Genomic DNA, 12255 nt, shown 5'->3' with positions numbered 1-12255 from the left:
TGATACCCCCCGCTAGCGCTAGCGTCCCGCTCGTGAACGCGAAATATTGGTACTAATTTAAATAAAAAGTCCACTTATAATTTTTTTATGATATTTTTATCCCATGAAAAAAATCACAATTCTAGTTTTCCTTATATTTATTTCGTGCAACAATCCAAGAAGAGACACAAAAGTAAATGTTGAAAAGAAAATTTCAAAAGAAAAAGTCATTGAGAATATAGCTGTTTTGAGGAAATGTGGTTTCTATAAGGAATTTCAAAACCTGACAGATACTGAAGTGTATAATAAACTTCATTCAAACAGAATAAAAGAATATTCAGAAATGTTTAAAAAGCCATATGATCCAGGCATGAACATAGATGAATTTGATTTGGCGTGTCTTGATAAACATAAAATGATTCACATTGATTTAGAGTCTGATGTTTGCGCACAGAATAAAGTTTATAGAGACGTAATTAATATGTTTTCTGTAATATCAAAAGGCACATTCAATCCTGAAAATATTGAAGAAAAATGGCAAAGCGAATCTGGCCCCATTACAATTCAATTTAAATCTAATAATGAAATTATAAAATTTGAACCTGCATATTCTGATGATTGGTTAGACGTTAAAATATTTGATATCTGTATAAATCAAATTAAAATAAAAAATATTCGAATCGTAGAATGCCTTGGAGAAAGTAAATATGGATATGGTCAATGTGTTTCTTTTATGAGATTAACAGAAGCTGAGCAAAAAATATTAGAAAAAGAATATCATTATAAATTCAGAATCTAAAATAAAACCAAATGATCAGAATCGAATTCGAAGAACCCAATATAGAAATCTGTAATTGTTGCAACAATGAAATTGTAAAACTTACTAGATTTGTTTATAAAGACGAAGACGCATTTGCTATTTACTATTTAAAATTCACAAAAGGACATGAAGACAAACATGCACTCGGAATAATTAGTATTGGCGATTGGGACACTGATGAACCAAAAAATAGATTTGCATTTCCCTTTCGAATTTGGACTAATGAAGATAATTTTCAGGTTGGTTTAATGGACAAAGAAGATTCCCCTTGGAAACAAGATTTACTTGGAAATATTTTAGATAGAAAAGAAGCATTAGATCATCCTTGGATTGATGAAGTATTTCACATCACAGATCATATTGTTGAGGAGGATCAAGTATTAATTGAATATTTTAATTAATATTCTTCTCTCAATATTGTACTTGATAGCTTCTATAAACCCACAATCAAAATCGCAAATTTTTGTCGAGCTACTTGCGAGGATTTCTCCTTCCTCGAAATGACAAACTAACGGAAAATATTCTTATGAAACCGAGTGCACTAGCCCCGATAGAAGTGGAAATCCTTTTGTGGTGGGGTTCACCACAAAAGATTGGAACGGATAGCGGGATTAGCTCCTTATTAAAATTGAAATTAAAAAAAAATGCAAGACCAAAATTGATCTTGCATTTTTTGTAACATAAAAACACCTTTTTACACTGTCTGACGTTCGTGTTTTCCTTCTTTAATTTCTTCCACCATTTTTTTATTAAAAGCGGGCAAATCGTTCGGGTTACGGCTGGTTACTAATCCGTTGTCTACGACTACTTCTGAGTCTTCCCATTGTGCTCCGGCATTTATTAAATCGTTTTTAATAGAGAAGAACGAAGTTACTTTTCGACCTTCTAAAACATCAGCATCTACCAGAATTTGAGGGCCATGACAAATAGCCGCTACTGGCTTTTTACTTTCAAAAAAGGAACGTACAAAATTTACTGCAGCTTCTTCTCTTCTCAATAAATCAGGGTTTATAACGCCTCCCGGAAGAACCAAAGCATCGTAATCGGCTTCATTTGCCTGATCTAATACTACATCAACATTATATTCCTTGCTCCAATTACCGTCTTTCCAGGCTTTAATCGTTCCTGATTTCAAACTGATGATATCTGCATTCCAACCTTGCTCTTCGAGATAGGCTTTAGGCGATGCTAATTCTGATTCTTCAAAACCGTTTGTTGCTAATATGGCTATATTCTTTTTCATAATTTCAAATATTTAAAACTTTATTAATTTGATTTAGCTAAAATTAGTTATTTCAGATAGCCAGCGAAAACAGAGCGTGTTAAACCTTTCTTTAATAAAAGTTAATTAATTGTAATTCAGATTATTATTGAAAATTAAATTGGAATTATATAAGATTCGTGTAATTTTAGTCCACTATTTTATAGGATGAAAACCGGTAATAATTGTATATATTATAATTGAATACTTAAATTAATTTTCTTTACCTAAGCGCTTCCCAAAATTCAATCAAAATCGCAAATCTTTGTCGAGCTACTTGCGGGGATTTGCTTCGCCAGTCGCTATCGCTCGAGTCTCCTTCGTCGAAATGACAAACTATACTTAAAAGCATCGTGATTTGCCAATCTTTGTCGAGCTTCTAGTGTGATCCTTTTTTCTTCAAGATGACAAAAAATGTGGGTAAAAGCTTTGCGCCTTTGCGCCTTTCCGCGATTAATTCACAAGCTTTAAATCAAAACTCAGCGAACCTCCGCCCAACTCTGTGAAATAATCCTTACTTCACTCTCAAAAAATCTTATATGCTCTAACGTAAAACCTCCATACCAATACTTAAATAACCTTATATCACTTATATGGTAAAAAAAAAAAAAAAAATTTGCGAAACCGAATAGTTGCACTTATATTTGCAACTGATTGGCTTCGTAATTAAAATAGAATACTATGAGACGAGACATTTTTCAGGCAATAGCCGATCCGACAAGAAGGTCTATTCTTACCTTAATCGCGCTACAGGCAATGACACCCAATGCCATTGCGGAGAACTTTAATACTACACGCCAGTCTGTTTCGAAACACCTTCGCATCCTTACGGAATGTGATTTAGTAAAACAGGAACAGCGTGGCAGGGAAATTTACTATTCACTTGAAATTGAAAAGATGAAAGAGATTGATAAATGGATTGAACAATTTAGAGAAATTTGGAAAACCAAGTTTAATCAGCTCGATGAACTATTAGTAACACTAAAAAACCAGAAAAAATGAAAACAGATTTGCTATTTGATTTTACCGTTGACAAACCATCCAAAACGGTATACATAACACGAGAATTTGCTGCAGAATTGCCGCTAGTTTGGGATGCTTTTACAAAAGCAGAACTTTTAGACCAATGGGTTGCACCAAAACCCTGGTCGGCCAGAACAAAATATATGAATTTTGAAGTTGGCGGACGACGCTTTTACGCTATGGTAAGTCCGGAAGGTCAGGAGCGCTGGGCAGTTCAGGAGTTTACTTCTATTAGTCCGAAAACCAATTTTAAAATGTACAACGCGTTTTCAGACGAAAATGAAAACCGGGTATTACCGGGTTCTGATTGGGATTATAATTTCAGCGAACAAAACGGCATCACAAAAGTGAATATTAGTATTTATAACGAATCCCTTGAACGTTTAGAGATGATGATTGAAATGGGCTTTACAGAAGGCTTTAAAATGTCTGTTGATAATTTAGAAAAGTTATTAGAATCTTTAAAAAAATAGAAATCATGGCAGCTATTAATCCTTACATACATTTCAACGGAAATGCCGAAGAAGCTTTTACCTTTTATAAATCTGTTTTTGGCGGTGAGTTTGCCAATATCAGTCGGTATCGGGACATCTCGAGTGAGCAGTACCCAATACCGGAGAACGATCAAAACAGCATTATGCACATTGCCTTGCCTATTGGCAAAACCGGTGTATTAATGGCAAGCGATGTCATGCAGGCTATGGGAAAAGTCAACGAAACAGATAACAGATACACTGTATCCATCATTGCGGAAAGCAAGGAAGAAGCCGATAAATTGTTTAACGGACTTTCAGCAGGAGGTAAAATTGAAATGCCGTTAATTGATGGTCCTTCAGGAAATTATTTCGGAATGTTTGCAGATAAATTTGCCGTTCAGTGGATTATAAATTATAATCCTAAATTCAGCGGAGAAGTATAATAATAGCTGAGAAATAATCTTGCTAATACGCAGTTTCAAAATTTTATAATTTCACAAAGTTGCTCAGAGGAGACACAGAGATTCGCAAAGTTTTTTTCTAATTTTAATCATAGCCCACGGTTTCAACCGTGGGATACGGATTGCGAAATGTATTGTAAAAATATATTGCGTCCCAACGGTTAAAACCGTGGGGAATATTTGATGTATTTCGTAAAGAAATTAAAACCTTATATGCCCTAAAATTCCAGCCTTCGCACCAATGCTTAAATTTTCTTACATGACTTATATGGTGGAAAAAATCATTCGAGATCTTTCAATACCGGATACACTTTTTTGAACTTAATGAAAGCAGCTTCATAAACACTTTTATAAGCTGTATTGGGATAAAAAGTCTTTCCGGTTTTATTTTCACTATTGATATCCTTCCCTATCGATTTCATGCCTATCAGGACAGCGCCCCAGGCAGAACCTTCAATAGTTTGTGAGGTTTCTACCGTCATCTGAAATATATCGGCCACCATTTGAAGCCAAAGTTCACTTTTTCCAAATCCTCCACTGGCCATTACTTTGGTTTGTTTTCTTTTTTCGGGATCCGGAAGCAAAATTTCGGTAATTTGAAAAAGTCCAAATAAAATCCCTTCTAAAGTGGCCCTTACCAAATGTGCCTGAGTATGGGTAATCTGCATTCCTAAAAGTGCTCCTTGCGCTGCTGCGTCCCAAATTGGTGCTCTTTCGCCCAGTAAATAAGGTACAAAAAGTAATCCCTCAGAACCCGCCGGGATTTTTTCTGCTTCTTCAAAAAGGATTTCAAAAGACTGATCGGTTTTCAATAAGGTTTCCCTGAGCCATTGCAAAATAATAGCACCGTTATTTACAGCTCCTAAAACAAGATATTGGTCGTTCATTAAATGATAACACTGGGTTCGCATTCGTTCGTCGACATACGGTTTATGGATTGGTAATCGCACGGCCCCGCTCGTCCCAATAGTTAGGGCAATACAACCTTCATTCATAGCTCCTGTTCCCAGGTTGGCCAACGCGCCGTCACCACCGCCTATTACGTAAAGAAAATCATCTGAAATTCCTTTGCATTGATGTGTTACCTCACAAACTGTTGATAATTGCTCCGGCTTCAGGTTTAAGAAATCTAAAATTTCAGGATCCCATTGTAAAGTATGAATATTTAGTAATCCGGTTCCCGATGCCATTGAAGTATCTGTATAATATTCATTGGTAAGGTGATGCCATATATATTCTTTAATACTGATGAATTTATAGGTTTGAGAAAAAATATTGGAATCAAATTCTTTAAACCAGGCAATCTTAGTCATAGGGGAAAAAGGATGAATCGGGATTCCGGTTTTTTGATAAAAATGTTTTCCTTTTTCAGAATTCTTAAGTTTTTCAGCAATGGCATTGGCCCTGTTATCGGCCCATAAAATAGCATCCGTTAAGGGTTTACCGCTTTCATCAATAGCAATAATACTTTGCATAGCTGAACTGAAACTAATGAACTCGGGCTGAATGCCTTTTGTAATTTCCGCAATGCAATCCAGAACTGTTTGTAAAATCTCCTGTGGATTTTGCACACTCCAGTCCGGTTTTGGATGATACATAGGATAGGCATTTGAAACCTGTCTGATTACATTTCCGTGCAGGTCAAAACAAATGGCTTTTGTAGCCGTAGTTCCAATGTCAATTCCTATATAAAATGATTCCATATTCTTTTTACTATTTCAAATCTTTCTTAATCACCAAATATTTTAAATCTGTCTTTCCCACATTACTGATTCCATGTTCCATATTGGATGGACAATAAAAACTGGTATTTGGGCCAGCAGTTACGGTTTTTCCGTCAAGGTAAAATTGAGCAGTGCCTTCGAGGATATAGAAAAATTCTTCTTCAACGTGGTGGTGCGGTGCGTGTGTTGATTTCCCAGGTTCTACAATACTCATTTTGAGGGTATTTTCCTGAGTGAAGTTTTTATCAGCAAACCAATATTGATAGCCCACTTTTGTTTTGGTGGCTTTATCCAACTCAAAGCGATTGACACAATTTTCAATCGTATATTTTGGTTCTGTAGAAGCAGTTTCTTTTTTTACTTCTTGTGCCTGCACAGCTTGCTGAGCGAATAATCCAAGAATGGTAATGGTTATGGTTGCCGCTAGTTTCATTTCCTTTTTTTTTGTAATAATACAAAAAATGCTTTTACGCAGCGCTTAAATACAAAAAACAAGCTGTATTAGCCTGTTTTTTGTATTTTAATTTTCTTTAAAATTTAATTGCAATTTTTCCGATAGTAGTTCCTGATTCCAGTAATTGGTGCGCTTTTTTGAAATTGGAAACTGTTAAACCTTCCAGTGTTGTTTTTAAAGTAGACTGAATCGTACCATTATCTAATAAATTGGCTAATTCGTTTAAAATATGATGCTGTTCGATCATATCTTCTGTTTGAAACATGGAACGTGTAAACATCAATTCCCAGTGAAAACTGGCGCTTTTACCTTTTAATTGACGAAGATTTACATTTTCGATAGGATCACTAATGGAGCCAATATGTCCCTGAGGTTTTATCAGTTCCACAAATGCATTCCAATATTGGTTGACATCCACAAAATCTAAAATAAAATCAACTTGTTGGAAACCTGCATTGCGAACTTCTTCAACTAAATTTTTATGATTTACTACAAAGTCGGCGCCTTGTTGTTTACACCATTCGATAGATTCAGGACGTGATGCTGTAGCAATGACGGTTAATCCGGCAAATTTTTTGGCCAATTGAATCGCAACTGAACCTACTCCACCAGCTCCGCCAATGATTAAAATAGTTTTGCCTTTGTCTTTTTCCGGATTGATCCGAATTCGGTCAAATAATATTTCCCAAGCTGTTAAACCGGTTAAAGGCATTACTGCAGCTTGTTCTATAGAAAGAGATTTTGGTTTTCTACCCACAATACGTTCGTCAACAACTTGATATTCTGCATCACTGCCTTGTTTGGTTAGATCGCCTGCATAATAAACTTCGTCTCCCACTTTAAACAAACTAACCTGATCACCAACGGCTTCTACAATTCCAACAGCATCCCAGCCTATAATTTTTGGGGTTTCTAGAACCGTTTCTTTTGCACTGTTCTGGCGAATCTTAAAATCTACCGGATTAACAGAAACGGCTTCAATCTTAACTAATAAATCGTGTGCTCCCGGAATTGGTTTTGGTGTTTCAAATTCAATGAAACTATCTTCTTTATCTATTGGTAATGAGGTTTTAAATCCTATTGCTTTCATCTTTATATCTTTTGATTTAAACTAATAACACAAAGATACTCACAAAGAAGGATTTGGGAACTGTACAAATTCGTTATGAATTGGTACATGTTTATCTTTTTTGATTGATTAATATATTGAACCTAAACTGGATTGAAGTACAGTCTGTAGTTTACATTTTTTTGATTATCATCTTATAAAAACTAAACCTCTCTCTTAGCCCCGATAGAAGCGGTATCCTTTTATGGAGGGGTTCTCCATAAAAGATACAAGCGTATAGCGGGACAGGTCGTCTTAAAAAAATAACTCTTCCGCTCCTAAAAAAGAATATCCTCAATACTAGCAAGTGAATCTTACTTATGAACATAAAGAAATTAACTTGAGAACTATATAAATCATAGTATATTAGCCTTTCATTTTTTTTAAAGCAACCTATATGACTCCACTCCAACTTAAAATAAAATCACACCTTCTATTTGTTATTGCTTTTGTTTTTACAAATTTCATATACCCTCAGAAATCAGAAAAAAACCATAACTTAATTGCAAAAGGCGCAGTTCTCACAAAGCTATCAGATCAATATAGCTTTACAGAAGGACCGGCCGTAGATAAAAAAGGAAATATTTATTTTACCGATCAGCCTAATAACAGAATCATGAAATGGTCGGTTAATGGTGAGCTTTCTGTTTTTATGGAAAATGCGGGACGAGCTAACGGTTTGTATTTTGATCATGAAGGTAATCTTTTGGCTTGCGCCGATGAAAAAAATGAAATTTGGAAAATAGACCAAAACAAAAATTATACTGTATTAGTAAATGACTTTGAAGGAAAAAGGCTGAATGGTCCCAATGATCTTTGGGTGGATCCAAAAGGCGGTATCTATTTTACAGATCCTTTTTACAAGAGAGATTATTGGAAACATACCTCCAAAGAAATAGAAAAAGAATGTGTTTACTATTTATCTCCGGATAAATCCAAAATTACAAACGTCGCCAATGATCTTGTAAAACCCAATGGCATTATTGGAACTTCGCACGGAAAAATGTTATTTGTAGCGGATATAGGAGCCAGCAAAACATACTCTTATACCATCAATAGTGATGGTTCTTTAGGCAAAAAAACGCTGTTTACTGAATCAGGTTCAGATGGAATGACAAGAGATAAGGCCGGCAACATTTACTTAACCGGAAAAGGCGTTACCATATTTAATCCACAAGGAGAAAAAATAGCCCATATTGATGTTCCTGAACCTTGGACAGCCAATGTTTGTTTTGGAGGAAAAAAACGTAAGACATTGTTTATTACTGCCAGTAAAAGTGTTTATACGATGGAAATGAATGTTCGGGGAATGAAATAATTAATGAAATCGTTCTGATTTCTAAAAATTCCGAAGGAATGACAGATATTGTAGAGCTGGACTTTAGTCCAGTCTAACGTATGATTTGCATTTTTTAATTGCATCTTATGAAAACTAAACCTCTAGCCTAGCCCCGATAGAAGCGGTATCTACCGATTTAGAAAAACAAGGCTTTTTAGCCGTAGTTTTTGTTAATCGGGAATATAGCGGATAGCGGGACAAGTCGTCTTAAAAGCATCGTTCCTCTGCTCCTAAAAGCTAAAACCCAGATTAAATCCTAAATTTTATAAATAAAACTTAAAATTTTTCTTTAGATTTTGAATATATGTAGTTAACTACGTAAATTTGCGTACAAATTATTTGTTATGGTATTAGAAAAATCAAAATCATTGGTATTAGGCAATCTTTTGCAGCGTTTGACGGAGAATTTGCGCAAAGAAGCACAACTGTTTTACAGAAGTCAGAATATTGATTTTGAGCCCAAATGGTTTCCGGTTATTTATGTGCTTTCGCAGAAAAAGGGCATTAGTGTGGTGGAGCTTTCTCAGGAAATTGGGTACTCGCATCCTACTACAATTTCTCTTTTAAAGGAATTAGAAAAGAAGGAACTGATTGGTTCTGCTAAAGATACTAAAGACGAAAGAAAGCGCCTGATCACGCTCACGGAAAAAGCAAATGAACTTATACAACAACTACAACCGTTGTGGGCTGTTATGACGCAGGCTTTAGTGGAATTGACCGACACAGAAAATAATTTGTACAAAGCCATAAACGAAGTAAATCAAAACTTAAAAACTAAAAATCTTTTTGACCGAATGACAACTATTAAAGAAATGAACCTTAATAATCCTGCAAAAGCAGTAGATAACGATATTAAAGTAGAAAAAATTGAAGATCCTAAATTAGAATCGATCGCATTTGCTATTAGAAGACAAGTTTTTGTTGAAGAACAAAATGTATCGCAGGAACGCGAATCGATGGATGATGCTGAGGCGATTCATTATCTGGCGACCGTGAATGGTTTACCTGCCGGAGCGGCGCGCTACAGAATAATGGAGAAAGGAGCAAAAATTGAACGTATTGCAGTTTTGAGTTCATATCGCGGTAAGAAAGTAGGAGAAGCGATTCTGAAGAAAATTGTGGAAGATTTAAGCCAGGAAAAGAAAATTTATCTTTATGCTCAGGTTAATGCTAGTCCGTTTTATATTAAAAACGGATTTAAGCAAACCAATAATTATTTCCTCGACGCCGGAATTGAGCATGTCGAAATGGATTTGGTTAAATAAAAATAGAACGGCATTTCTTAGCAGAAATTAAAGCTGCTAAGAAATGCTTAATGATTTTTTAAATTCGGACGGAGAGATTCCGGTGCTTTTCATCATGAATTTATTAAAATGACTGCTATCAATAAAACCTAAATCGTTACTAATTTCTGAAAAAGTTAAGTTGCTTTTGCTCAATTTTTCGGTTACCACTTTAAGCTTGGTTTGTACAATATAATCTCGTAAAGTAATATTTAAATGGTTCTTAAAATACTCGCCAATGTAATGGATCGAGACATTAAAATGACTGGCCATTTCTTTTTTCTTCAATAAATGCGGATTCGCAATATTCGACCTGATGTAACTTAAAATCGTGTCAATCTTTAGTATTTCAGTTGTTTGTAAGTTTAGATTGTTTTCATTTAAAATGGCATTTCGGCGAATAATCTGAATCAGAGCCATCATTAAACTTTTAATTATCAATTCATTTTGCCCTTTTGGTTGCGCCACTTCGTCTAATATTTTTACAATAAGTGTTTCGCAGAACGCTTTATCATCTTCAAGGAAAATTAAATTTCCATTGGTCTGATTGTGGTAATAAAACAATTTTTCGATCTCTTCGATTTCCTTTTTGTTTGAAAAGAAATTAGGCAAGAAACGAAGGCAATGAAACTTTGTTGGTTTTAAGGTTTTGAACGAATGATAATCTTTTGGCGTAAGCAAATAAATATCCTGCTCCTTATAATGGTGAGGAATTGAATTTAGGATGTGATTTCCTGTTCCGTATTCAATATAAAGTAATTCGAAAAAATTGTGTCGGTGGACTTCTTTTTTCCACGTTAATTCTTCGACAGAATAAATTTCGAAATCCTTGTAAATAAAAAACGTGTCTTTCATAATCCTTAATTTTTACAAATATAACCTATATTATTACATCAAATAATAAAACCGAACGCATTTACTTTGCATCGATAATTAAAACCTTAAACGACAACATGAACTCAGAAACAATAAAAATAGGAATTCTTGGAATTGGTGGAATCGGCGGATTTGTTGGTGCTCCGCTAGCAAAGAAATACAAAGACAGTACGACTAAAATCATTTTTATTTGCAGAGGCGAAACCAAAAACAATATTCAAAATAAAGGTTTACTGTTTGAATCTAAAGGCGAAGCAGAAACCATATTTCCTGATTTAGTATCTGATAATCCGGCAGAAATAGGGATTTTGGATGTTTTGATTCTTACTTCGAAATCTTATTCTATAAAAGAGGTGCTGTCTTCTTATAAAGATTGTATCAATGCTGACACTGCTATAATCACGTTGCAAAACGTAGTAAATGCCGAAGAAATTATCCGTGAGACTTTACCGCTGGCTGGTCAAATTATGGAAGGTTGTATTTATGTTGCTTCGAATGTAAAGAAGCCAGGACATGTACAGCATGTTGGCGGACCAGGAAAGATTTTTGTTGGTGGAAAAGAGAATAAAGCTTTGATCGATTTATTATTAGCTGGAGGTTTGGATATTACCTATCTGGAAAATATTAACGAAACACTTTGGAAGAAATATTTATTCGTTGCACCGGTTGCAGCTATAACTTCTGCCTATAAAGTTAGTTTTGGTCAGCTTTTGGAAGAGCAAAACTTAATGCATATTCTGGAAAACATGATGATTGAGATTCAATCTCTTGCGCTGAAAAACAATATTATTCTGACTAACAAAGACATTGAAACCGCTAAGGATTTATTGACCAAATTTCCTTTTCAATCGAAGTCGTCTTTGCAATTGGATTTTGAAAACAACAATAAAACTGAAAAACAATTTTTGGTTGATTATGTTATTGAAAACGCCAAAAAACACGGAATTGAAACTCCTTTTTATAATGATGTAAATGATAAAATAAAGACTTTGTATCGTTTATAATAAATATATATCTAAACTGGACTGAAGTCCAGCCCTACAATATTTTTAGAGCCTCTGGCTCTTTTAAAATCTTTTAATCATTTATACAAGGGAGTTTAAAAACTCCGGAGGAGTCACAAATATTGTAGAGCTGGACTTTAGTCCAGTCCCGTATGGTTTTTGCATTTTTTGATTATCGTCTTATGAAAATTAAACCTCTCGTCTAGCCCCGATAGAAGCGGTATCTCCCGATTTAGAAAAACAAGGCTTTTTAGCCGTAGTTTTTGTTAATCGGGAATATAGTGGATAGCGGGAATAAACGTATTATGAAAATTGAAATATCTGCTCCTGAAAATTTATAAGGTTTAAATCAAATTATTTCTCCTTTTTACTTTTGACGACGTTTTGTGCAATTAGTAAATCTTAAAAAATGTTAAAAAAGAATTCTAATTTCATTAAAAACAAAAT

Annotated in this window: 13 protein-coding genes; 8 read left to right on the top strand and 5 right to left on the bottom strand. The window is 34.6% G+C overall.

The window, feature by feature from the left end; all coding sequences use genetic code 11:
* Nucleotides 1–103 precede the first annotated feature (103 nt).
* A complete protein-coding gene (locus tag BUA98_RS14435; RefSeq protein ID WP_072973671.1) occupies nt 104–778 on the top strand; it encodes a hypothetical protein in 675 nt (224 codons plus the stop codon).
* 11 nt (nt 779–789) lie between these two features.
* A complete protein-coding gene (locus tag BUA98_RS14430; RefSeq protein WP_072973670.1) occupies nt 790–1200 on the top strand; it encodes a hypothetical protein in 411 nt (136 codons plus the stop codon).
* A gap of 293 nt (nt 1201–1493) precedes the next feature.
* On the opposite strand, the gene BUA98_RS14420 is transcribed toward BUA98_RS14430, so the two are convergent.
* Nucleotides 1494–2042 (bottom strand): type 1 glutamine amidotransferase domain-containing protein, encoded by a 549-nt coding sequence (locus BUA98_RS14420; RefSeq protein WP_072973666.1) that lies wholly within the window; start codon nt 2040–2042, stop codon nt 1494–1496.
* Between the two features lie 699 nt (nt 2043–2741).
* Here BUA98_RS14420 and BUA98_RS14415 point away from each other — a divergent pair.
* Genes BUA98_RS14415 through BUA98_RS14405 form a run of 3 tightly spaced genes read left to right on the top strand, consistent with a single transcriptional unit; the run spans nt 2742 to nt 4002 of the window.
* Entirely contained in the window at nt 2742–3062 is a 321-nt protein-coding gene (locus tag BUA98_RS14415; protein WP_072973664.1) for an ArsR/SmtB family transcription factor, read from the top strand.
* A complete protein-coding gene (locus BUA98_RS14410) occupies nt 3059–3556 on the top strand; it encodes an SRPBCC family protein (protein WP_072973662.1) in 498 nt (165 codons plus the stop codon). Before BUA98_RS14415 ends, BUA98_RS14410 begins: the two co-directional genes overlap by 4 nt.
* A 5-nt stretch (nt 3557–3561) precedes the next feature.
* The gene (locus BUA98_RS14405; protein WP_072973660.1) at nt 3562–4002 is read left to right on the top strand and encodes a VOC family protein; all 441 of its coding nucleotides are present in this window, start codon (nt 3562–3564) and stop codon (nt 4000–4002) included.
* Between the two features lie 299 nt (nt 4003–4301).
* On the opposite strand, the gene BUA98_RS14400 is transcribed toward BUA98_RS14405, so the two are convergent.
* The 3 genes from BUA98_RS14400 to BUA98_RS14390 all read right to left on the bottom strand — a co-directional run bounded on the left by BUA98_RS14400 (nt 4302) and on the right by BUA98_RS14390 (nt 7288).
* A complete protein-coding gene (locus BUA98_RS14400) occupies nt 4302–5723 on the bottom strand; it encodes a gluconokinase (RefSeq protein ID WP_072973658.1) in 1422 nt (473 codons plus the stop codon).
* A 10-nt stretch (nt 5724–5733) separates the two neighbouring features.
* Nucleotides 5734–6177 carry a cupin domain-containing protein gene (locus BUA98_RS14395; RefSeq protein ID WP_072973657.1) on the bottom strand — a complete coding sequence of 148 codons (444 nt, stop codon included), beginning with the start codon at nt 6175–6177 and terminating at the stop codon, nt 5734–5736.
* Nucleotides 6178–6274: 97 nt separating this feature from the next.
* Nucleotides 6275–7288 (bottom strand): zinc-binding alcohol dehydrogenase family protein, encoded by a 1014-nt coding sequence (locus tag BUA98_RS14390; protein ID WP_072973655.1) that lies wholly within the window; start codon nt 7286–7288, stop codon nt 6275–6277.
* A 415-nt stretch (nt 7289–7703) separates the two neighbouring features.
* Between BUA98_RS14390 and BUA98_RS14385 the strand changes: the two genes are divergently transcribed.
* Together BUA98_RS14385 and BUA98_RS22490 are read left to right on the top strand one after the other, a co-directional pair.
* Nucleotides 7704–8624: an SMP-30/gluconolactonase/LRE family protein gene (locus BUA98_RS14385; RefSeq protein WP_072973653.1), complete on the top strand. Its 921-nt coding sequence runs from the start codon at nt 7704–7706 to the stop codon at nt 8622–8624.
* A gap of 365 nt (nt 8625–8989) precedes the next feature.
* Nucleotides 8990–9910, top strand: a complete 921-nt coding sequence (locus BUA98_RS22490; protein WP_072973651.1) for a bifunctional helix-turn-helix transcriptional regulator/GNAT family N-acetyltransferase — start codon at nt 8990–8992, stop codon at nt 9908–9910.
* A gap of 36 nt (nt 9911–9946) precedes the next feature.
* Here the strand turns inward: BUA98_RS22490 and BUA98_RS14375 are convergent, their stop codons facing one another.
* Nucleotides 9947–10783, bottom strand: coding sequence for a helix-turn-helix domain-containing protein (locus BUA98_RS14375; RefSeq protein ID WP_072973649.1), 837 nt, complete (start codon nt 10781–10783; stop codon nt 9947–9949).
* Nucleotides 10784–10881: 98 nt separating this feature from the next.
* Between BUA98_RS14375 and BUA98_RS14370 the strand changes: the two genes are divergently transcribed.
* Nucleotides 10882–11808: a ketopantoate reductase family protein gene (locus BUA98_RS14370; RefSeq protein ID WP_072973648.1), complete on the top strand. Its 927-nt coding sequence runs from the start codon at nt 10882–10884 to the stop codon at nt 11806–11808.
* Nucleotides 11809–12255 lie beyond the last annotated feature (447 nt).

The sequence above is a fragment of the Flavobacterium saccharophilum genome (assembly GCF_900142735.1).
In the GTDB taxonomy this organism is placed as follows: Bacteria; Bacteroidota; Bacteroidia; order Flavobacteriales; family Flavobacteriaceae; genus Flavobacterium; species Flavobacterium saccharophilum.
Note: the sequence above shows the minus strand (reverse complement) of the source record. Positions and strands in the feature narration are given on the sequence as shown.